The 24,325-nt window shown below is 63.1% G+C and carries 23 protein-coding genes; 15 read left to right on the plus strand and 8 right to left on the minus strand.

The genetic code is table 11. The features are described from left to right. Nucleotides 1–74 precede the first annotated feature (74 nt). The 5 genes from hpaR (at nt 75) to PHA8399_RS06925 (ending at nt 5,939) form a co-directional block, all read left to right on the plus strand. Nucleotides 75–515 (plus strand): homoprotocatechuate degradation operon regulator HpaR, encoded by a 441-nt coding sequence (gene hpaR / locus PHA8399_RS06905; protein ID WP_058285434.1) that lies wholly within the window; start codon nt 75–77, stop codon nt 513–515. Nucleotides 516–787: 272 nt separating this feature from the next. Further along, nucleotides 788–2,038, plus strand: coding sequence for a sarcosine oxidase subunit beta family protein (locus tag PHA8399_RS06910; RefSeq protein WP_058285435.1), 1,251 nt, complete (start codon nt 788–790; stop codon nt 2,036–2,038). A 16-nt stretch (nt 2,039–2,054) separates the two neighbouring features. Further along, complete coding sequence (locus PHA8399_RS06915; RefSeq protein ID WP_058285436.1) at nt 2,055–2,342, plus strand: sarcosine oxidase subunit delta; 288 nt, start codon at nt 2,055–2,057, stop codon at nt 2,340–2,342. A gap of 26 nt (nt 2,343–2,368) precedes the next feature. Then, nucleotides 2,369–5,365: a sarcosine oxidase subunit alpha family protein gene (locus tag PHA8399_RS06920; RefSeq protein ID WP_058285508.1), complete on the plus strand. Its 2,997-nt coding sequence runs from the start codon at nt 2,369–2,371 to the stop codon at nt 5,363–5,365. Beyond that, on the plus strand, nt 5,358–5,939 hold the full coding sequence (locus PHA8399_RS06925; protein WP_058285437.1) for a sarcosine oxidase subunit gamma: 582 nt from the start codon (nt 5,358–5,360) through the stop codon (nt 5,937–5,939). The genes PHA8399_RS06920 and PHA8399_RS06925 overlap by 8 nt, the downstream gene beginning before the upstream one ends. 48 nt (nt 5,940–5,987) lie before the next feature. Here PHA8399_RS06925 and PHA8399_RS06930 read toward each other — a convergent pair whose 3' ends face one another. The 3 genes from PHA8399_RS06930 to PHA8399_RS06940 all read right to left on the minus strand — a co-directional run bounded on the left by PHA8399_RS06930 (nt 5,988) and on the right by PHA8399_RS06940 (nt 9,061). Next, nucleotides 5,988–6,518 carry a carboxymuconolactone decarboxylase family protein gene (locus tag PHA8399_RS06930; RefSeq protein ID WP_058285438.1) on the minus strand — a complete coding sequence of 177 codons (531 nt, stop codon included), beginning with the start codon at nt 6,516–6,518 and terminating at the stop codon, nt 5,988–5,990. 98 nt (nt 6,519–6,616) lie between these two features. Continuing rightward, complete coding sequence (locus PHA8399_RS06935; protein WP_058285439.1) at nt 6,617–7,621, minus strand: GlxA family transcriptional regulator; 1,005 nt, start codon at nt 7,619–7,621, stop codon at nt 6,617–6,619. A 93-nt stretch (nt 7,622–7,714) separates the two neighbouring features. Then, on the minus strand, nt 7,715–9,061 hold the full coding sequence (locus PHA8399_RS06940; protein WP_058285440.1) for a trimethylamine monooxygenase: 1,347 nt from the start codon (nt 9,059–9,061) through the stop codon (nt 7,715–7,717). A gap of 163 nt (nt 9,062–9,224) precedes the next feature. On the opposite strand from PHA8399_RS06940, the gene PHA8399_RS06945 reads away from it, so the two are divergent. Further along, nucleotides 9,225–10,526 carry an ABC transporter substrate-binding protein gene (locus PHA8399_RS06945; protein ID WP_058285441.1) on the plus strand — a complete coding sequence of 434 codons (1,302 nt, stop codon included), beginning with the start codon at nt 9,225–9,227 and terminating at the stop codon, nt 10,524–10,526. A gap of 52 nt (nt 10,527–10,578) precedes the next feature. Here PHA8399_RS06945 and PHA8399_RS06950 read toward each other — a convergent pair whose 3' ends face one another. Continuing rightward, nucleotides 10,579–11,304: a FadR/GntR family transcriptional regulator gene (locus tag PHA8399_RS06950; protein WP_058285442.1), complete on the minus strand. Its 726-nt coding sequence runs from the start codon at nt 11,302–11,304 to the stop codon at nt 10,579–10,581. A 470-nt stretch (nt 11,305–11,774) separates the two neighbouring features. Between PHA8399_RS06950 and PHA8399_RS06955 the strand changes: the two genes are divergently transcribed. The 7 genes from PHA8399_RS06955 to PHA8399_RS06985 all read left to right on the plus strand — a co-directional run bounded on the left by PHA8399_RS06955 (nt 11,775) and on the right by PHA8399_RS06985 (nt 17,901). Then, nucleotides 11,775–13,064: an ABC transporter substrate-binding protein gene (locus tag PHA8399_RS06955; protein ID WP_058285509.1), complete on the plus strand. Its 1,290-nt coding sequence runs from the start codon at nt 11,775–11,777 to the stop codon at nt 13,062–13,064. Between the two features lie 75 nt (nt 13,065–13,139). Then, entirely contained in the window at nt 13,140–14,009 is an 870-nt protein-coding gene (locus PHA8399_RS06960; protein ID WP_058285443.1) for a branched-chain amino acid ABC transporter permease, read from the plus strand. After that, entirely contained in the window at nt 14,002–14,982 is a 981-nt protein-coding gene (locus PHA8399_RS06965) for a branched-chain amino acid ABC transporter permease (protein WP_145976990.1), read from the plus strand. Before PHA8399_RS06960 ends, PHA8399_RS06965 begins: the two co-directional genes overlap by 8 nt. Beyond that, entirely contained in the window at nt 14,979–15,746 is a 768-nt protein-coding gene (locus PHA8399_RS06970; protein ID WP_058285445.1) for an ABC transporter ATP-binding protein, read from the plus strand. The genes PHA8399_RS06965 and PHA8399_RS06970 overlap by 4 nt, the downstream gene beginning before the upstream one ends. Next, nucleotides 15,736–16,443 carry an ABC transporter ATP-binding protein gene (locus PHA8399_RS06975; protein WP_058285446.1) on the plus strand — a complete coding sequence of 236 codons (708 nt, stop codon included), beginning with the start codon at nt 15,736–15,738 and terminating at the stop codon, nt 16,441–16,443. The genes PHA8399_RS06970 and PHA8399_RS06975 overlap by 11 nt, the downstream gene beginning before the upstream one ends. Further along, nucleotides 16,394–17,002, plus strand: a complete 609-nt coding sequence (locus tag PHA8399_RS06980) for a hypothetical protein (RefSeq protein WP_058285447.1) — start codon at nt 16,394–16,396, stop codon at nt 17,000–17,002. Before PHA8399_RS06975 ends, PHA8399_RS06980 begins: the two co-directional genes overlap by 50 nt. A gap of 242 nt (nt 17,003–17,244) precedes the next feature. Then, nucleotides 17,245–17,901, plus strand: a complete 657-nt coding sequence (locus PHA8399_RS06985) for a helix-turn-helix domain-containing protein (protein ID WP_058285510.1) — start codon at nt 17,245–17,247, stop codon at nt 17,899–17,901. 314 nt (nt 17,902–18,215) lie between these two features. Here PHA8399_RS06985 and PHA8399_RS06990 read toward each other — a convergent pair whose 3' ends face one another. The 4 genes from PHA8399_RS06990 to PHA8399_RS07005 form a co-directional block, all read right to left on the minus strand. Continuing rightward, nucleotides 18,216–19,262, minus strand: a complete 1,047-nt coding sequence (locus PHA8399_RS06990; RefSeq protein ID WP_058285448.1) for a heme-dependent oxidative N-demethylase family protein — start codon at nt 19,260–19,262, stop codon at nt 18,216–18,218. 11 nt (nt 19,263–19,273) lie between these two features. Then, on the minus strand, nt 19,274–20,239 hold the full coding sequence (locus PHA8399_RS06995; protein WP_058285449.1) for a PDR/VanB family oxidoreductase: 966 nt from the start codon (nt 20,237–20,239) through the stop codon (nt 19,274–19,276). Next, the gene (locus PHA8399_RS07000) at nt 20,236–20,847 is read right to left on the minus strand and encodes a dimethylamine monooxygenase subunit DmmA family protein (RefSeq protein WP_058285450.1); all 612 of its coding nucleotides are present in this window, start codon (nt 20,845–20,847) and stop codon (nt 20,236–20,238) included. Before PHA8399_RS07000 ends, PHA8399_RS06995 begins: the two co-directional genes overlap by 4 nt. Nucleotides 20,848–20,919: 72 nt before the next feature. Further along, nucleotides 20,920–22,056, minus strand: a complete 1,137-nt coding sequence (locus PHA8399_RS07005; protein WP_058285451.1) for an aminomethyl transferase family protein — start codon at nt 22,054–22,056, stop codon at nt 20,920–20,922. A gap of 564 nt (nt 22,057–22,620) precedes the next feature. Here PHA8399_RS07005 and PHA8399_RS07010 point away from each other — a divergent pair. Together PHA8399_RS07010 and PHA8399_RS07015 are read left to right on the plus strand one after the other, a co-directional pair. Next, nucleotides 22,621–23,994, plus strand: coding sequence for an ammonium transporter (locus PHA8399_RS07010; RefSeq protein ID WP_058285452.1), 1,374 nt, complete (start codon nt 22,621–22,623; stop codon nt 23,992–23,994). A gap of 11 nt (nt 23,995–24,005) precedes the next feature. After that, a complete protein-coding gene (locus tag PHA8399_RS07015; protein WP_058285453.1) occupies nt 24,006–24,221 on the plus strand; it encodes a hypothetical protein in 216 nt (71 codons plus the stop codon). Nucleotides 24,222–24,325 lie beyond the last annotated feature (104 nt).

Genomic DNA, 24,325 nt, shown 5'->3' on the forward strand with positions numbered 1-24,325 from the left:
ATGAGGGCCGCCGGTCAAGCAGAAGAAATCCAAGCAGCAATTGCGTTTAGCCTGCAGCGGGGTGATAATCGGCTATGACCAAGATGATGCCGGCCACCGACCGTTCGCTGCCAATTGCTCTGCTCCGGGCGCGGGAACGTGTGATGGGTCCGATCCGGGCGCTGCTGAGCGGCGCGGGTCTGACCGAGCAGCAGTGGCGGGGGCTGCGGGTGGTGCAGGAAGACGGGCCGATTGACCCGACCCAGATCGCCGACAAGGCCTGCCTGCTGCTGCCAAGCCTGACGCGGATCCTGCAGAAGCTGGAGGAAAAGCAGCTGATCAGCCGCGTGCGCGACAAGGAGGACCGCCGCCGCCAGGTGGTGCGGATCGCGCCTGCGGGCGAGAAGGTCATCGCCGACAATATCGAGGCGAGTCTGGAGTTGATGAACCGGACCCGGGCCAAGATGGGGCCTGAACGCTATGAGGCGCTTTTGGACCTGCTGAATGAGCTGGACCAGATTGATCTGACGGAGTGAGTCGCTGCTGCCGCATCTGGCGCGGATGTCCGGGCGGGTGACGCAAACCGGGCAGCGTGGGAATTTTCGGGTGCCCGTCTGTGGCTTCTTGATTTTATCAATATAATCAGTGTTTTGATTATTCATGGCAGCCTCGGGGTGCCGGTTGTCCCGCTGCAGCTGAATGGGCGAATTCGCGCTGCTGACGCAAATGGCGCGGCGGGTGTCCGAAATCGCTCTGTGAAGACCGGCGTTTCTCAACAACTGTTGCAAGGACAGTTGATGAGGACATCATGCGGTATTCCGGCCTGAAAGTGATCAAGGAGGCCCTGACGGGCCACAAGGGATGGCGCCCCACCTGGCGTGATCCGGAACCCAAGAATAGCTACGATGTGGTGATCATCGGCGGCGGCGGGCACGGGCTGGCGACGGCCTATTACCTGGCCAAGAACCATGGGCTGACCAATGTGGCGGTGATCGAGAAGGGCTGGATCGGCGGCGGCAATGTGGGCCGCAACACCACCATCATCCGCTCCAACTATCTGCTGGACGGCAACGAGCCGTTTTACGAGCTGTCGCTGAAACTGTGGGAAGGGCTGGAGCAGGATTTCAACTACAACGCCATGGTCAGCCAGCGCGGCATTCTGAACCTGGTGCATACCGATGCACAGCGCGATGCGGCGCGGCGCCGGGGCAATGCGATGATCCTGAACGGATCGGACGCGGAGCTGCTGGATGTTGAAGGCGTGCGGGCGATGTACCCGTTCCTGAACTTCAGCAACGCGCGCTTCCCGATCAAGGGCGGGCTTTTGCACCGTCGCGGCGGCACTGTCCGGCACGATGCGGTGGCCTGGGGCTATGCCCGCGGGGCGGATCTGCGCGGCGTGGATATCATCCAGAACTGCGAAGTCACCGGTTTCAGGATCGAGAACGGCAAGTGTCTGGGCGTGGAGACCAGCAAGGGCTTCATCGGCGCCAACAAGGTGGCGAGCTGCGTGGCCGGCTCCTCCAGCCGGGTGATGGAGAAGGCGGGGATGCGCCTGCCGATCGAGAGCCATGTGCTGCAGGCCTTTGTGTCTGAGGGCCTGAAGCCGGTGCTGGACGGTGTCGTCACCTTCGGCGCGGGGCATTTCTATGTCAGCCAGTCGGACAAGGGCGGGCTGGTCTTTGGCGGTGACTTGGACATGTACAACTCCTATGCGCAGCGCGGCAACCTGCCGGTGGTCGAGGACGTGATGGAGGGCGGCATGGCGCTGATGCCGATGCTGGGCCGGGTGCGGATGCTGCGCAGCTGGGGCGGCATCATGGACATGTCGATGGACGGCTCCCCCTTCATCGACAAGACCCATATCGACGGGCTCTATTTCAACGGCGGCTGGTGCTACGGCGGGTTCAAGGCGACCCCGGCGTCGGGCTGGTGCTATGCGCATCTGCTGGCGACGGATACCCCGCACAAGGTGGCGGCGGCCTACCGGCTCGACCGGTTCCGGCGCGGCTGCATGATCGACGAAAAGGGCCAGGGCGCCCAGCCGAACCTGCACTGAGGAAAGGAAGACAGCGATGATTATCAACCATCCGATCCTCGGGCCGCGGGACAGCCAGGAGTTCACCTATCTGGGGGACGCCAGCCTGATCGACCGGCCGGACTGGCAGGCCGAAGACGCGGCGGATCAGTTTCACGATTACCTGTACCTGCGCGACAACCCGGCGGGCGAGCACCGCGAATTGTGGTTCCATGAGCAGGGCGACCGCTCCTGGCTGGTGGTGACCCGCAACACCGTGACCCATGAAATCCTGACTGTCGAACTGGCCCGTGATGTGGCCCGGGCAAGGGGGCGCAGCAAATGACTGACGCAGTGATGAATGCCGGCGCCATGGCGTTCCGTGCCGATGGCAGCAATGGCGCCCGAAAGGGGGCTCAGGTCAACCGTCTGGATGGCGGGCTGATCAACGGCGCCCGGAAGCTGGGCTTCACCTTTGACGGCACGCGCTATGAGGGGCATGAGGGCGACACGCTGGCCTCGGCGCTCTTGGCAAACGGTGTGCGGCTGATGGGCCGCTCGTTCAAATACCATCGTCCGCGCGGTGTGCTGACCTCTGGTTCTGAAGAGCCGAACGCGCTGGTCGAGCTGCGCAGCGGCGGGCGGCAGGAGCCGAACACCCGAGCGACCGTGGCGGAGCTGTATGACGGGCTGGAGGCGAACTCGCAGAACCGCTGGCCGTCGCTGCAGCATGACTTCATGGCGATCAATGACCGGTTCTCGAACTTCCTGACCGCGGGATTCTACTACAAGACCTTCATGTGGCCTGCGGCGTTCTGGGAGAAGGTGTATGAGCCGATCATCCGCAAGGCGGCCGGCCTCGGCAGCATCAGTTTCGAGGCCGACCCGGATGCCTATGACAAGGGCTTCCTGCATTGTGACCTCTTGGTGATCGGGGCGGGTCCCACCGGCCTGATGGCGGCGCTGACCGCGGGCCGGGCCGGGGCGCAGGTGATCATTGCCGATGAGGACTTTCTGCTGGGCGGGCGTCTCAATGCCGAGACATTCGGCATTGGCGATCTGACCGGCGCGGCCTGGGGTGCGCAGGTGCAAGCTGAACTGGCGGCGATGCCGAATGTGCGGGTGATGCCGCGCACCACCATCATCGGGGCCTTTGACCACGGTATCTATGGCGCGGTGGAGCGGGTGGCCGACCATGTGCTGGCGCCGGAAGCGGGCAAGCCGCGGCAGATCCTGTGGCGGATCTATTCCAAGCGGGCGATGCTGGCGGCGGGCGCCACCGAGCGTCCGATTGCGTTTGAGAACAACGACCGTCCGGGCGTGATGCTGGCGGGTGCGGTGCGCGCCTATGCCAACCGCTGGGCGGTGACGCCGGACCAGACGGTTGCGGTGTTCACCAACAATGACGATGGCCACCGCACCGCCGCCGACCTGATTGCCAAGGGGGTGAAGGTCACGGCGGTGATCGACACCCGCACCGACGCGCCCAAGGTCGAAGGCGCGGAGCTGCTTGCCGGTGCCCGGGTGATCGACACCAAGGGCCGGCTGGGGCTGGAAGTGGCCCAGGTGCGCCTGGCCGACGGCACCACCCGCGACGTGCCTTGCGGGGCGCTGGCGGTGTCCGGCGGCTGGAACCCGAACGTGCATCTGACCTGCCACCAGCGCGGCCGCCCGGCCTGGCGCGAGGACATTGCGGCCTTTGTCCCCGCGGGCGAGCTGCCGCAGAACATGTCTGTGGCTGGAGCTGCCAATGGCGATTTCTCCACCGCTGCCGCATTGCGGGCCGGTGCCGAGGGCGCGGTGGCTGCGCTGTCGGAGTTGGGGATCGAGGCCAAGGCGAGTGATCTGCCCGAGGCCGAGGACGCGCCCGTCAACGTGACCCCCTTCTGGTACGTGAAGGAGGGCAAGGGCCGCGCCTGGCTGGACCAGCAGAACGACGTCACCGTCAAGGACGTGAAGCTGGCGCATCAGGAGAACTTCCGCTCGGTCGAGCATCTGAAGCGCTACACCACCCTGGGCATGGCAACCGATCAGGGCAAGACCTCCAACATGGGCGGCTTGGCGATCATGGCCGAACTGGCGGGCAAGCAGATCCCCGAGGTCGGCACCACCATGTTCCGCCCGCCTTATACGCCGGTGTCCTTTGGCGTGATGGCTGGCCGCTCCGTGGGTGAGGAGTTCCGTCCGACCCGCAAAACTCCCAGCCACAAATGGGCCGAGGAACAGGGTGCGGTGTTTGTCGAGGTGGGCCAGTGGCTGCGCGCGCAGTGGTTCCCCAAGGCGGGCGAAACCCATTGGCGCCAGTCGGTGGACCGCGAGGTGCTGCAGACCCGCAATTCGGTCGGCATCTGCGACGTGACCACGCTGGGCAAGATCGATGTGCAGGGTAAGGATGCCGCCGAGTTCCTGAACATGATGTATGCCAATGCCTTTGCCAAGCTGCCGGTGGGCAAGGTCCGCTATGGCCTGATGCTGCGCGAGGATGGCATTGCCTATGATGACGGCACCGCGGCGCGGTTTGCCGAGGATCATTTCGTGGTGACCACCACCACCGCCAACGCAGTTCTGGTCTACCGCAACATGGAATTTGCGCGCCAGTGCCTGTTCCCGGACATGGATGTGCAGCTGATCTCGACCACCGAGGCCTGGGCACAGTTCGCGGTGGCGGGTCCGAATGCCCGCAAGCTCTTGCAAAAGGTCGTGGACCCTGAGTTCGACATCTCGAACGAGGCGTTCCCGTTCATGGGCTGCGGTGAAGTGACCGTCGCGGGCGGCTGCCGGGCGCGGCTGTTCCGGATCTCCTTCTCGGGCGAGCTGGCCTATGAGATCGCGGTGCCGACCCGCTACGGCGATGCGATGATCCGCAAGCTGATGGAGGCGGGCGAGGAGTTCGGCGCGGTGCCATACGGCACCGAGGCGCTGGGCGTCATGCGGATCGAAAAGGGCCATGCGGCAGGTAACGAGCTGAACGGGACAACCTCGGCGCTGAACCTTGGCATGGGCCGGATGGTCAGCAAGAAAAAGGACTGCATCGGCAACGTGCTGAGTGAGCGGCCGGGCATGAACCAGGACGACGCGCTGAAGCTGGTGGGCTTCAGGCCTGTGAATGCTGGTGATCCGGTGCAGGCCGGGGCGCATCTGATGAACGCCGATGGCGAGGTCAGCGCGGCCACCGATCAGGGCTATATCACCTCTGCCGCCTATTCGCCGGTGCTGGGCTGTTCGATCGGGATCGGCTTCCTGAAGCGCGGCGACGCGCGCCTGGGGGAGGTGATCCGCGCAGTCAACCCGCTGGAGGGCAAGGAGACCCGGGTCGAAGTTGTCAGCGCGCATTTTGTGGATCCGGAAGGGGAGCGTCTCCGTGGGTAAGTTTGATCAGCATGGGCTGAAAGCCATCTCTCCGCTGGGCGGGCATGAGCCGCGGGCGGATGCCTTCACCGGCCTCCTGATCCGGGAAGTCACCGACCGGGCGCTGGCCTCGCTGGCGGCACGCCAGGGGCAGGCGGAGGCGGTGAAAGCCGCGGCTGCATCGCATCTGGGCGGTCTCTTGCCGGAGCCTGCCCGCTGGAGCGCGGCGGGGGAGCTTGCGGCCTGGTGGATGGGGCCGGATCTGTGGATGGTCTCTGCCCCGCATGACAGCCACGAGCTGCTGGCGGCTGAGCTGAAACAGGCAGTCGGCGACGCGGGCTCCGTGGTGGAACAGACCGACGGGTGGTGCTGTTTCGGCATGGAAGGCGCGCGCTGTTTCGATGTGCTGGAGCGGCTGTGCAACGCCAACATCCGTGCGGGCAAGGCGGGGGATGCCACCCGCACCTCGGTGGAGCATCTGGGGGTATTTCTGCTGTGCCATGCGCCGGGGCAGAGATATTCGATCATCGGCCCGCGTTCCTCGGCGGCATCGCTGCATCACGCGCTGGTGGCGGCGGCGAAATCGGTGATCTGACCTCTGCTTCGAAGAATGAACGTCGCGCGAGTCCAGCGCGGCGTTTTTCTATTGGTTTCCTGCAAGCCGCCGCATCACCGATAGATCGCAGGCCGTCGCATGGCCCATGGCGCGTTTGATGCCGGGGAGCATTGCGGCGCCGTTCATCGCAAAGGACAGCTCGATCAGCCCGGCGTTCCCGTATGCTTCAATTACCGCGCTTCGGGCGTTGGGATCATCCTCGCGCCGGGCGGTGGCGGCGTCCGCCAGCCGGACAATGGAAGCAATTTCAGGCGGCAGGGACTGTTCGTCTGCCTGGACGATGGCGAGGATCAGGTTTTCTTCCAGGCCGGCGGCCAGGGCCAGGTTGATTTCGGCCTCGACGCAGGTGCCGCAGTCCGACGCGCGCGCCCCGCGCAGACGGGCGGCATGGTAGGCCGCAGCCGGGACGTGGCGGTTGGGGTCCAGGAAGCCGAAAACCCTGTTGTAGCGGGACAGTAGGGAGAAATTTGTCTGCGCGATATGGTGGACATAATCCAGGCTTACGCCAATCCGTTTTTCCGCGCGGCGGATGAAAAATGTGGCAACTGCAGTCAGCATCGCCGTGACCTCTCAAATCGGGTTGCACCAATAAGGAGAGTTTAACAGCGGTCCGGCGGTTTGGCCCGGGCTAATGCGCCGCACCGGCCCGGTTTGCGTCAGACCGACGGTATCGGGCGGTTGTCCTGGACTCGGAACAGGTTCACCTTGCGGCGTTCCTCCTGCGGGGTGACGCCGAAGCTTTCTCGGTAGTGCTGCGACAGGGTGGAGGAGGTGGCGTAGCCCACCGCATTGGCGATCGAGGTGATCGAGTCGCGGGAATACATCACCAGCTGCCGCGCCGCATTCATCCGCAGGGTGCGGTAATAGATCGCCGGGCTTTGGCCGGTGGCGGCCTTGAAGCTGCGCTCCAGCTGGCGCGGCGAGACGCCGATTTCGCTGGCGGCATCGCGGATCGACACCGGATGTTCCAGGTTGTCGGCAAAGAGTTCGACGGCCTTGGCGACCGGCGGCGGCAGGCTGTCGGCGGTGCTGTCGGTCTTAAAGGCGGGGATTTTCTGGCGCACTCCCTCGGCGCGGACCATCGGGTGCTGGAACCAGCAGGCGACTTCGGTCATCACTGCATCGCCCAGGGTCTGTTCAATGAGTTGCAGGGACAGATCGAACATCGCCGCCGCGCCGCTGGCGGTAAAGCGGCGGCGGTCGAGCACCATCACGTCGTCAACGGTGGCCAGCGACGGGAATTCGGCAGTGAAGGCGGCCTTGTAGCACCAGTGGACCGAGCAGCTGTGCCCGTCCAGCAGGCCGGAGCGGGCCAGCGGGAACACGCCGCCGGAGACCGCGCCCATCTTGGTGCCGTGGCGGGCCAGGTGGCGCAGCTTGCCGTTGGAGCCCTTGGGGTCCTCAAACTTGCCTTGCGGGCTGGAGAGCAGGAACAGGGTGTCGATGTCTTCGGTCTGGTCCAGGGAGCAGTCGGGCTGGAACGCCACATTGGCGGAGGCATTCACGCTGGCGCCGGTTTCGGAGATCAGTTTCCATCGGAAGGTTTCAGTGCCGGCAATTTCATTTGCCGCCCGCAGGGGTTCGATGGCCGAGGTCAGGCAGGCCATTGGAAAGCCGGGAAAAATCAGAAATCCGAGAGTCATGGTGTTGTCGCGCTGCATGGGGTTGATCTTAGCTTGCGAAAGGGGATTCGCACAGCAGCGAAAGGGTGCCCGCGCCGTACAGGAAGGGGAAAACGGCGCGGGCGGATCTGCTTAGTTTTGCAGATACGATTCCAGCGAGTCGTCCAGGGCGTCTTTCCACGGAGTGTGGTGCACGGGCGCCATGGTGCCGGTGATCACTGATTTGTAGGAGTTGTTGCGGAAGGCCATGATGTCCTGGGCCTTGTGCCCCTTCCATTCGTAGAAGGCCTGGCAGGCGCCGGCCACGTCAAAGGTCGGGTAGTCGGTCTCCTCGATCAGCTCCAGCACGTAGTCGCCCTGGTATTTGATCGCGTATTTGACGTCGTCGGAGGCTTCTTCACGCTCTTCACGCTCTTTCACGTCGGCCAGCAGAGTGTCCTTGTCCGACGGGATTTCGATCTTGCCCATGATCGCGTCGCGGACCCACCAGGCCTGGGCGTCGAACATGTTGAAGGTGAACCACTGATCCTGCATGCCCAGATAGAACATCTTGGGGTTATGCACGTAGACCACGCCTTTGTACAGGTCGGCGGCGGCCAGGCGGTTGGCGGTCTTCAGGCGCAGATCGTCCGGCAGGAAGTTGAAGAAGTGCTTGTAGCCGGTGCAGAGGATGATCGCGTCGACCTGCTTCTGGGTGCCGTCGACGAAGGTGGCGGTGTTGCCGCTGACGGATTCCAGCGCCGGTTTTTCTTCCCAGTTGTCGGGCCATTTGAAGCCCATCGGCGCCGAGCGGTAGGAGGAGGTGACGGATTTGCAGCCGTATTTCCAGCACTGGGAGCCGATGTCTTCGGCAGAGTAGGAGGCGCCGAGGATCAGGATATCCTTGTCCTTGAACTCGCGGGCGTCGCGGAAGTCGTGAGCGTGCAGCACGCGGCCGTTGAAGGTGTCGAAGCCGGGGTAGAACGGCACATTCGGGGTCGAGAAATGGCCCGAGGCGCAGATCACGTGGTCGAAGTCTTCCTTGTAGGTGCTGTCCTTGGCGTGGTCGTGCACGGTGACGGTGAAATTGCCCTTGTCCTCGTTGTAGTCGACCCAGCGGATGGGAGAGTTGAAACGGATCCACTTGCGCACGCCGGCCTTCTTCACCCGGCCTTCGATATAGTCGAACAGCACGGCGCGCGGCGGGTAGGAGGCGATCTGCTTGCCGAAATGCTCCTCAAACGAATAGTCGGCGAATTCCAGGCCTTCCTTGGGGCCGTTCGACCACAGGTAGCGGTACATCGAGCAGTGCACCGGCTCGCCGTTTTCATCCAGGCCGGTGCGCCAGGTGTAGTTCCACAGGCCGCCCCAGTCGTCCTGCTTTTCAAAGCAGACGATCTCCGGAATCTCTTCGCCTTTGTTGGCGGCGGACTGGAATGCGCGCAGCTGGGCCAGGCCGGAGGGGCCGGCGCCGATGATGGCAATGCGTTTCTTGGTCATGTGGCTCTCCCATTGGTATGGACCAATATGTTTGTTTGGTTCTTTTGGTCTGATCCAATAAGGTCCAAAATTGCACCGCCGAGTCAACATATTTTCACGGAGGGAATACTATTTTTCCCTGATTGGACTGGCAGGACGGAGATTTATCGTTAGGATTCAGAGCATGAAGACGACGAGTTTTGCGCACCAGTTGGCCGCCCGCGCGGCGCTGCCCCGGCTGTCGGTGGGGATGACAGAATCAGTGAATATCGGCTTTCTGGGTCCGCTTTCGGGCCGGGTCGAGAGCTGGGGGCTGCCTGGATTGAACGGCTGCCGGATTTGGGAGGACGGTCTGAACAAGGCGGGCGGGCTGCTGATCGGCGGCCGCCGTTACCCGATCCGCATCCATTCTTACGACTGCGGCCATGACCCCGAACGCTCGCTGGAGGGCGCGGTGGAGCTGGTGCAGAAGCATAACGTCAAGCTGATGCTGATGCTGGGCGGGGACACCTTTGCGGCGGTGCGCGGCTTTCTGATGCGCAACAAGGTGCTGACATCGACCCTGCTGCCCACGGATCTGTCGCCGGACACGCCCTATCTGATTGCGCCCAGCGAGGCGCACCCGATCCAGAATGTGACCGGGGTGGCGTGGCTGGCGGAAAACCGGCCGGAGCTGAAAACCGTCGCCCTGTGCAGCCAGGCCGATCTGCTGGGGCTGCCCGCGCAGGCCGTCTACCGCGCGGCGTTCAAGGCGGCGGACAAGCAGATCCTGCGGGAAGTGCAGTATGATCCGGCCGCCAGCGACCCGGCGCCGGTGGTGGACCCGATGCTGGAGAGCGGCGCCGATATCCTGTGCTGGTGCTCGTCCTATGCGCCGATGGTGCATGCGATGACGCAATACGCCTATGCCAAGGGGTTCAAGGGACAGATCATCAGCTGCACCATGGATGGCTACGGCCAGCTGGTGGAGAAGACCTCAGCCGAATTCATGGAAGGGGTGGTGTTCCAGTTCCCGGATTTCGACGACCCGATGCTGCGGGAGAAGGCGTTTTTCTTCAACCGGCCGCATGTGTTCTATGAGGAGTACAACCGCCGCTTCCCGGGCAGCTGGTCCGCGGTGAGCTGGGAATATGTGGCGATCCTGGATATCTGGCACAGCGCGGTGGAAAAGGCGGGATCGGTTGAACCGCTGTCGGTGCTGGCGGCGATGAAACAGCTGGGCCATGTGACCCATGCCTTCGGCCACGCGGAATGGTGGGGCGAGGATATCTTCGGCATTTCCAATGCTTTGGTCGGCGATTGGCCGGTGGTCACCATCCAGGACGGCAAGGCGCGGATCGCCGGGTTCAGGTCGATCCCTGCCTGGCTGGCACAGCACTCCAATCTGTTGAAGGCAGAGATGGAGGCGCTGGGGCAGCTGTGGCATCAGCGTCTGGAAAGCGGCGCACCGGGCAGCCAGGTCGGCTCGCGCGCCGTGCAAGTCTGACGGGGTGGCTGGCGTGCCCGGCCGGGAGGCGCAGGGCGGCAGCCGCGCGGGGTCAGATATCCTGCAGCAGCAGCTTCTGTTCGTCGATCAGGTGCAGCTTGATGAATTCCACCGCGGATTCCACATCGCGTGAGGCGATGGCGTTGAACAGCGTGTTGTAGCGCTTCTGGTAGTCCTGAATCCGCTGCGGCGTCAGGTGGCGGCGGCGCAGGGCCGTGCGGTAGGACAGGCGGCAGGCCTCGATCGTCAGCTCGTAGCAGGAGTGCAGCAGCGGGTTTCCGGTGCCCTCGGCGATCTTGCGGTAGAGATCCTCCTCCGCCTCGATGAAGTCTCCGGGATCGGTGCGCACGGCCTCGACCCGCGACAGGATCTCGTCCAGCTCCTCGATCTGGCGCGGGGTCATGTTGATCACCGCCAGGCGGATCATCTCCGGCTCCAGAATGCCGCGCACAACCAGGTGGTCGAGCGGCGACACTTCCTTGGCCAGCGAGGAATAGGAGGTTTCGGGCTTGGGGTCGGAGCGGAATTTGACAAAGCTGCCGGAGCCGGGGCGGCGGTGGATCACGTTCTGGCTGGCCAGAACATCCAGCGCCTCGCGCACGGTGTTGCGGGCAACCCCCAGTTCCGAGGCCAATGTCCGTTCGGACGGCAGGCGGGTGTCGACCGGGTAGGTGCCTGCCTTGATGCGGGCAAACAGCGTGTCGATCACCACCTGCACGGTGGCGCCCACGGAATGCGTGGTCAGGATTTGCGAAGTCGTCTCTTCCGCTGAGCTCATATCTGTTTTCCAGGCCGGACGAGCGGGAGAATCCCCTGCTCCTGATCACTGTGCCAAGGGTGCAAATACCGGTTTTGGCGTCCGGTGCGCAACCATCTGACTCAGCTTAAACTTGCTGTGAGCCTACCGGTTTCTGCGCCGGACGGCAAGAAAACAGAGGGAATTGGTTCTTAAATTGGTTTTCCGGCCGTGTTTTTAAGGTGAGGCGTAAGATCATGTTTTGATGCCGTTTTTGACGCTATTTTTGCCGTAAAGCGATCCATCCGGTCTTATTTTGGTGCCTTTTTGGTGCGCAAGGTGAAAGAAAATTTCTTGGAGGTGAACCATCTGGCTGCTAGCCTTGGTCCAGGATGGGTCCAATTTGCGTCAACTGGTCCATTGGGTTTGAGCCGGTATCAGGGGGCGCACCGGGGGCCATCCCGAAGAACACACCGCCGCAGAAACAGGCGGGTCCAACATGGGAGATGAAAATGATTTCCAAGATCGTGAAATCGGGGCTGACCCGGAGGACGTTCCTCAAGTCGACAGCGGTTACCGCGATGAGCGCCGGGCTGCCGGGCGCGTCGCTGGCGGCGGGCAAGACCATCAAGATCGGCTTTCTGGCGCCGCTGACCGGCGCGGTTGCAGCCTGGGGCAAGCCGGGGCTGGACGGCTGCCAGATCTGGGCCGAGCGGGTCAATGCCGCGGGCGGCATCAAGCTGGGTGATGGCAGTTACAGCGTCGAGTTCGTCTCCTACGACAATGAATACGATCCGGCCAAGGCGCGCACCGGCGCGACCAAGCTGATCCGCGAGGATGGTGTCAGCTTCATCATGATGCTGGGCGGCGACACATGGCCTGGCGTGCAGCCGGTGGCGGACAAGACGGGGATGCTGTTTTCCACCCTGCTGCCGTCGGACTTGTCGCCAGACACCAGCACGCTGATCGCGCCGGCCGAGGTGCATCCGATCTACAACGTGACCGGGGTCGAGTGGCTGGCCGAGAACAAGCCGGAGCTGAAGACCGCGGTGATGTGCGCCCAGGATGACGCGCTGGGGCTGCCGTCCGTCGCGACCTATCTGGCGGCGTTTGAGGCGGCGGGCATCGAGATGCTGGACGAGCCGCTGCTGTTTGACCCGGCCACCACCGATTTTGCCCCGGTGGTGACCCGGCTGATCAGCAAGAACCCGGATATTGTTTGCCTCGACACCTGCTACAGCGACTATGTGCATCCGATTGCCGAGCAGCTGTTCCAGCAGGGGTTCAAGGGGCAGATCATTTCCTGCACCGCGGATTTCTATGACCAGATGATCGCCAAGACCTCGGAAGAGTTCATGGAGGGCTTTGTCTTCCAGTTCCCGGACTTCGACGATCCGGCGCTGAATGGCGACAACATCAACTTCACCGACCCGAACGGCTTTTATGCGGAGTTCAACACCCGCCACCCGGGCCAGTGGGGCGCGGTGAGCTGGGAATATGCCTCGATCATGGATCTGTGGAAGGCCGCGGCGGAAAAGGCCGGGTCGGCCAGTCCGGATGCAGTGGCGGCCGCGATGAAAGAGGGCAAAGGCAAACATGCCTTTGGCGACGCGGACTGGTGGGGCACTGAGCTGTTTGGCATCGACAACGCGCTGGTCGGCGACTGGCCGGTGGTGGCGATTGAAAAGGGCAAAGCCCGGATCAAGGACTTCCGCTCCATCCCCGACTGGTACGCGAGGCACGGCGATCTGCTGGTCAAGCATATGAAGGCTTATGACCAGATGTGGGATCAGCGCAGCTGACCTGCAAGCCAGGCCATCAGGCGGTGCGGGACCTGTCCCCGCACCGCAAGAGCCACTGAGAAAAGAGACAATCCGATGCTGGACCTTTTGGCGCAGACCGGCCTCAACGCCGTGTATGCTGCGAGCTATATTTCCCTTGTTGCTGTGGGGCTTGTGCTGATTTTTGGCGTCATGGGCGTGATCAATTTTGCCCATGGTGAACTGTTCATGGCGGGTGCCTATGCGATTGTGGCGCTCTATGCCGGTCTGAACGTGCCGTTCTTTCTGGCTGTGGCGGTCGGCCTGCTGTTTGTGGGCTGCTTGGGCCTCTTGATGGAAAGGGCACTGTTCCGTCCCTTGAAGGATAATCCCTTGGGCGGGCTGGTCGCCTCGATCGGGTTTCTGATGATCCTGCAGGCGCTGGCGGTGATGGGGTTCGGTGTGCGGATGGTGCATATCCCGCCGGTCACGCAGGAGGTCATTGCCTTCAGTGACAAGGTGCGGCTGCCGGTGGCGCGGCTTTACGTTATCATCGCGGCAATCGTGCTGCTGTCGGCGCTTTGGTATTTCCTGAAACGCACCAGGTTCGGCTGGGCGTTGCGGGCCTCTGCGCAGGATCCGGAAGCAGCCGCCTTGCAGGGGATTTCAATCACCCAGACCGCGCGCATCGCCATGTTCATCGGCGCAGGGCTGGCGGGGATTGCCGGCGCACTGACGGCACCGCTGGTCTCGGTCAACCCGCATATGGGGCATTCGGTGATCGTCACCGCGTTCATTGTCATCATCGTCGGCGGGGTCGGCTCATTGGAGGGCGCCATCGTGGCCTCGGTCGCCTATGCGCTGGTGCATACCTTTGTGACCACGTTCTGGGACGGTGTTCTGGCCGACATCGTGGGTCTGTCGCTGATGCTGGTGGTGCTGATCGTCAAGCCGACCGGATTGTTTGGGAGTGCGGACCGTGCCTAAGTTCCTGATCTGGGTCGCGGTCCTTGCCGCGCTGATTGCCCTGCCGCATGGCCTCAGCTTCTCGCAGCAGGAAATCCTGGTGTTCCTGACCATCAATGTGCTGCTGGTGGCCAGCTACCGGCTGCTGACGCTGACCGGTGAATGGTCGCTGGCGCATGTGGTGATCATGGGGGTGGGGGCCTATTCCTCGGCGCTTCTGACCAAGAAGCTGGGGGTTTATGTGCCGGTTTCGATGCTGCTGGGCGGGGTGGTTGCGGCGCTGATCGCGGTGCTGCTGTCGTTCCCGCTGTTCCGGATGAAGGGGTTTTACTTCCTGATCGGATCGTTTGCCGCCGGTGAAATCATCCGCCTGCTGTGGAAGCGGTTCCGGGACCCCTTTGGCGGCGCCAAGGGGATCAAGGGGATCGACCCGATGCCGGATTTCTCCATCGGCTTCTACCAGTTCGATTTCTTTGAGCCGACGTCATATTACTACTTCGCCGGTGTCATCGTCGCCTTCTGCCTGTGGATCCTGTGGCGGATCGAGAAGTCGCCGGTCGGTCTTACCTTCCATGCGGTGCATTGGCAGGACAAGCTGGCGCAGGCCTCGGGCGTGAATGTGCGGGCCTACCGGACGCTGGCCTTTGCCATCGCCTCGGGCTTTGCCGGCATCTCGGGCGCGCTGCTGGCGCATTATGTGGGCACCATCAATCCCAATGCCTTTGATATCGACTTGATGGTCTTTGTGCTGACCTGGGCGATTGTCGGCGGCACCGCCACCTTCTATGGCCCGATCCTGGGCTGCGTGGTGCTGACGGTGCTGAATGAGATCGTGCTGCGCGAGCTTGGGCTCGAGCAGATGCGGCCGCTGGTCTATGGCGCCATCATGATCCTGTCGATCCTGTTCCTGCCCAACGGGCTGGAAAGCATCGTGCAGAAACTCACCAAAAGACGCGCTGCGAAAAGCGCGCCGGAACGGAGCCCGGCAGAATGACCGATTTTCTGGAAGTCAAAGACCTGACCATGCGGTTTGGCGGCCTGACGGCGGTGGACAGCCTGTCGTTCAAGGTGGCGCATGGCTCAATCCACGGTTTGATCGGTCCCAACGGGGCAGGCAAGACAACGACGTTCAACATGATCTCGGGCTTTTACAAGCCGACCGAGGGGCAGGTTCTGCTGCGCGGCGAAGATATCTCCGGCCTGCAGATGCATGAGGTCGCCCGGCGCGGGGTGGTGCGGACCTTCCAGCACTCGACGCTTTTTGCCGAGCTGACTGTTTTGGAGAATGCGCTGGTCGGCACCCATATGCCGTTCCGACCCAATATCTTTGCCGCGATCATCGGCTGGGACAGGGAGGACCGCAGCGGCGCAGAGGCGCGTGCGAAGGAGGCGCTGGAGTTTTTCGGCCTCGATCATGTGATGCAGGAACGCGTCGGGGATCTGTCCCACGGGCACCAGCGGGCGCTGGGCATGGCGGTGGCCTATGCCAGCCACCCGGATGTGATCCTGCTGGACGAGCCCTTTACCGGCATGAACCCGGAAGAGACCCGGCAGATGATGGACCTGATGGAGCGGCTCAAGGCCGACGGGATCACCATCCTGATCGTGGAGCATGACATGCAGGCGATCATGGGGCTGTGCGACACCATCACCTGCATGAGCTTTGGCAAGTTCCTGGCTGAAGGCGGCCCGCAGGAGATCCGCAACCATCCGGCGGTGATCGAGGCCTATCTGGGAGGGGCGCGCCATGTTGCTTGAGATGAAGAACATCGCCGTGAATTACGGCAAGATCAACGCGATCCGGAACATCTCAGTTGCGGTGCCGGAGGGCAAGATCGTCACCATCATCGGCGGCAACGGTGCTGGCAAGACCACCACGCTGCGGGCGATGTCGGGAATGCTGCCGATCACCGCCGGTGAGATCACTTTTGAGGGCAAGCGGATCGACCATCTGCCCGCGCACAAGGTTGTGGCGAACGGCATCGCCCATGTGCCGGAGGGGCGGCGGATCTTTCCGGACATGACGGTGGAGGAGAACCTGCGGACCGGGGCATTTTTGCGCAAGGACGCTGATGCGGTGGAAGAGGATCTGGAAGATGTCTTCACGCGCTTTCCGCGGCTGCGCGAGCGGCGCACCCAGATGGCCAAGACCATGTCGGGCGGCGAGCAGCAGATGCTGGCCATCGGGCGCGCGCTGATGTCCAAGCCGCGGCTGTTGCTGATGGATGAGCCGTCGATGGGGCTGGCACCGGTGATCGTCGAGGAAATTGCTCAGATCGTTGAAGAAATCAACGCCAAGGGGTTGTCGGTGGTGCTGGTCGAGCAGAACGCCGAACTGGCGCTGGAGCTGGCCGATTACGCCTATGTTCTGGAAACCGGAAATGCAGCAATGGAGGGTCCTGCAGATGAGCTTCACGGGAACGAACACGTCCGCGCCGCGTATCTGGGGCTTTAGGCCGGATGCAGAGCTGCGGGCCGCGCGCGAGGCGGGCTGGTCGCGGGCCGATCTGGCCTGGGAGCGGCTGATGGAGCGGGCGCTGGCAGCGGCCGCGGCAGGGCGTTCGCGCCAAGCCATGCGCCTGTTCCGGCTGGCGGATCTGCTGGCGCGGGCGGCGTTTCCGGCCGCGGACCTGCGCCGGGCCGCGGCGCCTGCCAATCTGGCGGTGCTGCACTTCCGGCGCGGGGCGCTGGCGGAGGCGGAGCGGCTGCAGGCGCGCGCCCTGCGGGTCTGGGCCGGAGCGGCTGAGCAGGTGGCGGCGATGCGGATTGCGCCGCGCAGCCGGTCGTCGCTGTTTCACCTGAGGATGGAGGCGCTGCACCGCGACACGTTCCACGCCAATCTGAAAACCCGTGTGGGGCGGATCGCGGCAGAGACCGGGGAAACGCTGCGCAACCTGACCTCGGGCCGGGCGGCGCTGCACCGGCACGCCAGCCGCTGGCGGGGCGAAAAGCCCACGGTGTTTGACGGCACCCGCAAAGTTCTGGGGGCCTGCCTGCTGCTGCTGGACGGCTGAGTTAAATCTGCGATTGTGCCGCATGGCGCTGGAACCCGGGCCGGATGGCCCGGGTTTTGCTGGTTGCGGCTATGCCGGCCGGTGCCTCGCGGCAACTATTTTCCGTCCGCACCCGGCAAAGGCTTGGGAAAAACCTGTAACGGCAGTAAAATAATTTTCGCGTGGTTTCTTGCGCCTGGAAAAGTTTTTGCGTATGCGCCGCTGCGCGCTTGTCAGAGGCCGTCAATAAGGAAGATAACACAGTGGCTAAACCTAAAGACGATACCGACGCCGTGGCAAATAACCTTTCCCAAGATCCGCACCGTGTCCGCGAGGGCTCCGAAAAAGTCCTGGAGGTGGCGATCGGCCGCGAAGTGCGGTCGTTCCGGCGCCAGCAGGGGATCACGGTGGCGGATCTGGCCAATCTGACCGGCTTGTCGATCGGGATGCTGTCGAAGATCGAGAACGGCAACACCTCTCCGTCGCTGACCACGCTGCAACTGCTGGCCAATGCGCTGAGCGTGCCGATCACCTCGTTCTTCCGCCGGTTTGAGGAAACCCGGGAAGCGGTGCACACCAAGTCGGGCGCGGGAGTGGAAACCGAGCGCGCGGGCACGCGGGCGGGGCATCAGTATCAGCTTCTGGGCCATCTTGGCGCCAATGCCTCCGGCGTGATGGTGGAGCCTTACATGATCACCCTGACCGAGGAGTCGGATGTCTTCCCGACCTTCCAGCATGACGGTATCGAGATGCTGTACATGCTGGAAGGTGAGGTGGATTACCGCCACGGCGACAAGGTGTTTCCGCTGAAGCCGGGCGACACGCTGTTTTTCGACGCCGATGCGCCGCACGGGCCGGAAAGCCTGGTGAAGCTGCCTGCGCGCTATCTGTCGGTCATTTCCTACCCGCAGTCGAGTTGAGATACCGGCGGGGCGGGCTCCCGCCTGTTCCGGGCGATCTGACGATGCCCCTGCACAGTTGGGCCCGGCGCCGCGCGATGCGCGGCGCGGTTGCGTTTTGCGGCAAGCCTTGCGGGGCCGCCCGCAGTGCGCGAAGCGCGCTGCCCGGCCCAACGCCGCGCAGGGGGCAGGCGCAGCCTGCCGTCTGATGCGGGGGCGGGAGGGCCTCGTATTCCCCTGCGCACAAAAAGAAACTGCCGGAGCCAGGGGCAGCGGCAGTCAGTGAAGCGGGCCTAGGTGACAAGGGTAGGGACGGCCCGCAAGTCCGCTCGGGATCAGTCGTCGTCGGGCCAGATGCCGTCCGAGGTCGGGCTGCCGTCGTCAAATTGCGAGAGCCACTCCACCATCAGGGGGCGGTTGTCGATGAAGCCCTTGTAGGCCGCCAGCTCCTCCGGCAGGTCGCGGATCACCCGGTGCAGGCGGCGGGCCCATTTCGGCACCTTCACCAGATCGTTGAAGCTGATCAGGTAGCAGCGGATCGGGAACACCAGCGCGTTGGAGCGGGGCAGCCGGAAGAAGGTCTGCAACTCGACCCGCAGGTGCTGCTTGTCGCCGATGTTCTCCCTCGTCAGCCCTTGCTTCATCACGCCCCATTTGTGGTAGTTCTCGGGCGAGGTATCGAGCAGCGGGTTGATGGTCATCGTCCAGTTCAGGCGGCGGGCGGGCTGGCCCTGCTGGATGTTCAGGAGGAACTTCAGGGCGCGCACGAAGATTCCCATCTCATGCGCCTTCGGCACCGGGGCGTGCCATTCGAAGAAGTTCATGCCGATGTCGAAGTCCAGCGACCAGTCGGCCTGGGTGGTAACCATGCCGGCGTCCATCCACAGGTTGTCATCGCGCTGGTCAAGCACCGCAAAGTCGCCCTGGGTCTGGCGGGTGATGTATTCCATCGGTCCGTAAGGCAGGGTGCTTTCATCGAGGAAGGTGAAGGTGTCGTCGATGCCCAGCGGTTTGTTCACCCAGCGCCAGCGGTTGCCGTCCTTGTGAAGTTCGAAAAGGTCCGGGTATTCGGCTGCCTTGGCTTCCATGATCAGCTCGACCAGATCCCAGCCCGCCAGCGTCATATGCGGCAGCGACTGGCAGCGCAGCGGGTCATTGGCCAGCACCCTGGCCCGGTCCTTCATTTCCGAGACATAGTGTTCATCCACGTCGAAGGTGCGTTCGAATACCGAGCCGGGCCGGTAGGATTTGTGCGGCTCCATGTTCACGGAGTACATGTAGCTGTCTTCGTGGAACGGGAAGGGGAAGCGCTTGATCGCCCAGTCCGAGTTCTTGAAGGTGAAGTCGCCGTAGAAGGTTTCGTCATTGAATTGAATGGTCATGTCTGTCTCCCTCAGCGGTCCAGAACCAGTGTCTTGCCTTCAAAGCGCGACACGCAGGGCATGATGTGTTTTCCGCCGGCCTTTTGCTCATCCGTCAGCCAGTGGTCGTAGTGCAGGAACTTGCCGTCATAGCCGATGACATTGGTCTCGCACTGGCCGCAGGCGCCGCCGCGGCAGAGGTAGGGGGCGTCGATGCCGGCCGCTTCCAGCGCCTCCAGCAAGGACTGGTGTTCGCCGACTTGCACGATCTTGTTGGAGACCGCGCATTTGACCTCAAACGGTTTGCCGGAGGCCGGTGCCAGGAATTCCTCGGAGTGCACCGCCTCGCGCGGCCAGCCCATCTCCTCGGCGGTGGCATGCACCCAGTTGATCATGCCCTTGGGGCCGCAGACGTAGACATGGGTGCCCAGCGGCTGGTTGGCGAGCAGGGTGTTCAGGTCAATCGCCTCGTTCTGGTCGTCATGGTAGATGTGGACCTTGCCGGGGTAGCGCTCTGAGAGCTCCCTGGCATATGTGCCGAGCGAGGCTGTGCGGACCGCGTAGTGCAGCTCAAAATGGCCGCCCATCATCGAGAGCTGATGCATTTGCGCCATGAATGGCGTGATGCCGATGCCGCCGGCCAGCATCAGGTGTTTCTTCGCACGCAGGTCCAGCGAGAACAGGTTCACCGGGTTGGAGATCACCATCTCCATCCCCTCCTTGACCTTTGTGTGCATGAACCTGGAGCCGCCGCGGCCCTGATCGTCGCGCCGCACCGAGATGGTATAGGCGCCGCGGTCGGCCGGGTTGGACATCAGGGAATAGGCATTGAGCCGGGTGATATCGCCGTCCTGCATCTCGACCACGGTATGCGCCCCGCCCGAGAAAGTGGGCAGGTCGCCGCCGCCGGTGCGGACGAATTTGAAGCGGGTGACCAGATCGTTGACCGGTTTGACCTCGGCCACGGTGACATTCAGCTTTGCGGTGCCAGCACTCATTTGAACAGCTCCACTTTCTCGGGAATGTTGCCCGGATCCTCAGCATCCACCCGCACCCCCTGAAAGGCGGCCAGGCGGCGCGAGTAGTGATCGCGCACGAACAGGCTGAGGCCGCAGTGGCTGCATTCGAACGGGTCGGTGGTCACGTCCTCGGTGATGCCCTTGCAGTGCACGCACTGCATGCGCCGCGCGGTGGAGCCGCGGTGTTCGGTCTGGATCGCGGTGTGCGGGATACCGGCCGCGGTGGCCTCGGCCATGGCCTGGCCCATCAGGCTTTCGGTGCCGGTCAGGTACACCTGGGTGCCCATGTGGCAATCCTGCAGGGCGCGGCGGATGCGGCCTTGCGCAGCCTCATAGGAGGGGCCGGCGTAGTACTGGCCCGCGCCCAGCTCTTCCAGCTGGCTGCTGTATTTGGTGCCGGTCGTCTTGGGGATGTAGATGATGTGGGCCTTGGCCCAGAAGCCCTGGTCCACGGATTTGGCCAGGTCGAGGATCGCCTCGGCGCCTTCGGCATCGGCGATCATCAGATGGCCGCCGCCGGAGCGGGCCTCAAGCTCGCCGTAGACCGGGCGGCTGGTGATGGAAGGGGGAAATTGTGTCTTGGGCATGTGGGTCGCTTTTCCTGCAGTCCGGGTGAACGAAAGCAGGCGCCCCCGGTGCGGGGACGGCCGGTATTCGGCTCAGCCTTTTGCGGTCCGGCGTTTCTTTTCCGGATCGTGGAACGGCATTTCCGCTGCAACGCAGGGGATTTCGCCGGTGGAGTTCTTGACGGTCAGCGGCACGCCGGGTTCGGCGCAGTCGACCGGCATGCGGGCGATGCCCACGTTGTGCTCGTTCAGGGGCGAGTACATGCCGATGGTGACCACGCCGACCTGCTTGCCGTCGCGCAGGAGCGGCGCGCCTTCTTCGGCGGGCTCTGTGCCTTCCAGCTTGACGCCGTAGATCTTGAAGCGCTCCTTGCCCTTCAGGCGGTAGTGCTCCTCGGCGCCGCGGAAGCCTGTTTTGCCCGGCGAGACGGTGAAGTCGAGGCCCAGTTCCCAAAGGGTGTCGCCGCATTTCTCGTTCTCGAAGGGGTACATCTCCGAGTTGTCATAGGGGAAGAACAGCAGGTAGCTTTCGGCGCGCAACAGGTCGAGCGTGGTGAAGCGGGTCGGGATGATACCCACCGGTGCGCCCTTTTCGACCAGGTTGTCCCAAATGTGGGGCGCGTCCTGGCCGCGGCAGAAGATCTCATAGCCGCGCTCGCCGGTGTAGCCGGTGCGCGAAATTGTGACGGGCTTGTCGAAAAGGGTGGTGTGGATGTGGCTGAAGTAGACCACGTCGCGGATGCCGGGTACGCCCTGTTCTTCCAGGAAATCGACCGCCAGCGGCCCCTGCAGGGAGATGTCGTGCAGGTTGTCGTCAAAGCGGATGTCGACGTCGCGGCCCTGCGCCGCCATGGTCAGCTGCTCGTGGCCCTGGCCGGAGCCGTGCACCACCATCCAGCTGTTCGGACCCATGCGGTAGATCACGCAGTCGTCGACGAATTTGCCGTCGTCGTTCAGCATGCAGGCATAGGTGCTGCGGCCGGGTTTGATCTTTTCCACGTTGCGGGTGGTAGCCCGGTCGATGACGTGGCTGGCGTGGGGGCCGACGATGTGGACCTTCTTCAGGCCGGACACGTCCATGAAGCCCGCCTTGGTGCGGATCGCCATGTATTCTTCCGTCTGGTCCTTGTCATAGGTCCAGGCGGTGCCCATGCCGCTCCAGTCTTCCAGGTCCGAGCCCATCGCCCGGTGGCGGTCAGCAAGGGTTGAGAAGCGCCAGGATGCAGTCATTGTCTAAGTCTCCCTATTGGTGCGGACCAAAATTGTTGATTTGGTTCCTTTGGTCTGGTCCAGTTAGCCAAGAGAGGGGGCGTTGTGTCAATGAATATTCCTATCAGGAAAAAGATTTCGCCTAAAAGGCCGATTCCCCATGGCTTTGCGGCATGGATTGGCCTGAAATGGTCTTTTTGGCAGCCGACTTGGGGTTGCGGGGGCTGCCCGATGACCCGTTTCAAGCGAGAATCGGAGGCCTTCAGCGCCGGAGATTCGCGCGATTCCGCCGCAAACGGGCGTTCCGGCCAAGCGTAGCCCGCTGTTCCGGGGCCGCCGGCGCGCGCAGGCGGCTGTGCGGGCTTCAGGCGGCGCCAAGGTGCCCTAAGCCGTTGGAGGCGCGGGCGAACAGAGGTCCGCCGGAAGCGCCAGGGAGAACGCCTGGGAGCCAGGCGGGTTCCCTGCGAGTGAATAAACTTTCACATGATTGTTGACAGATTTGCGCCTCAGGACCCAATGTAAAGGAAAATAATATTCCCAAGAGGCAAAAATGCCCGGGAGCACTGCCAACAGGAGGGCAAAACATTGGATGGAAATCTGAACGCGTTAACAACCGTGTTCACCGAGTTCTATTACTGGGTGACGGTTGTCTTCATGTTCCTCATTCACGTGGGGTTCTGCATGTATGAGGTCGGCGCCAGCCGCCACCGCAACCACATGCACACACTGATGAAGAACATCATGATCATTCCGCTGGTCACGGTGACATTCTTCTTTTTCGGCTGGTGGATCTACTGGGCCTTTCCCAGCTTCCCGTTCTTCGGCGGCCTGAACTATGAGGCGGGCGCGGCGAACCTGCCGTGGTCGCAGAACATGGCCACCAACCTGTCCGACCGGATCACCGGCGTGTTCTGGGCAGCGTTCCTGCTGTTCTCCTGGACCGCCGCCTCGATCGTGTCCGGTGCGGTGATTGAGCGGATCCGCTCCTCTGCCTTGTGGGTGCATGCGGTGATGATCGGGTCGGTGTTCTGGATCATCGACGCCGCCTGGGGCTGGCATGCCGAGGGCTGGATGGTGAAATACCTAGGCTACCATGATGCCTATGCGTCGGGGGTGATCCACGCGATTGCCGGCGGTTACGCGCTGGGCGTGATCATGGTGCTGGGGCCGCGGCTGGGCAAGTTTGCCGCCGATGGCACCCCGCGCGATATCCCGCCGCATAACCCCTGGATGCTGACCATCGGGATCTTCCTGATCTATTCCGGTTTCTGGGGTTTTTACGCCGCGTGCAACATCCCTGTGATCTCGCCCGAAGGCATTGGCGGGATGCTGACCGGCGACACCTGGACGGCCACCAATATTTACCTGGCGCCGACCTCGCTGTCCGCGATCACCTTTAACTTCCTGATGTCGATGTCCGGCGGTTTGATGGCGGCCTATGTGGTGTCCAAGGGCGATGCGTTCTGGACCTTCTCCGGCGGTCTGGCGGGCATCATCACTGCCTCGGCGGGCAACGATCTGTATCACCCGATCCAGGCGATGCTGGTCGGCGCTGTTGGTGTCGTGATCGTCTACAAGCTGCACTACTGGGTGGAGCGCACCTTCAAGCTGGATGACGCGGTGGGCGCGGTTGCGGTGCATGGCTATTCCGGCGTTGTCGGCCTGATCATCGCGGGCTTCCTGCTGTGGGGCGCACCAAGCTCGCCCTATGAAGGTTTCGCCACGGTGAACCCGGTCGGCCAGGTCGTTGGCGCGGTGATCATGTTCGGGGTGCTGGGCTGGCTGCCGGGCTTCGTGATCGCCAAGATGCAGGCCGCCGCGGGCGTGCTGCGGATCCCGGTGGAGGTCGAGCTGCAGGGCCTCGATTACGCGGAACACCATGCCTACGAAGATGCCAAGGCCGAGATCATTGCCGCCGACAAGGCTGCACTGAATGGCGGCGGCGTTCCAGCTGAATAAGGAGAATTGAAATGTCTACGATCGGTTACGACAGCTGGGCGGTGGATCTGGCAGAGGTTGGGGCGGTTTATCCGTTCCAGGGGTCAGAGGGGCTGATGGTGGTCCTTGGGGTGGTCTTCTGGATTGCCTGGCACCGGATCCAGTTCGTCCGCGAGGGCCAGCACCTGGAGAAGGCCAAGCGGATGGGAGACACGGAAAAAATCCACAGTCTGCTGGAGAAGTACTGACCTTTCCAGACCAGGGGCGCGCCATGCGGCGCGCCTTTTCTTTCCTTCGTAGGAAAATAAGTTTCATAAGAGTTGAACGGTAGATCGCAAACTGCTAGCGTTGA

Source organism: Leisingera aquaemixtae, assembly GCF_001458395.1.
In the GTDB taxonomy this organism is placed as follows: Bacteria; Pseudomonadota; Alphaproteobacteria; order Rhodobacterales; family Rhodobacteraceae; genus Leisingera; species Leisingera aquaemixtae.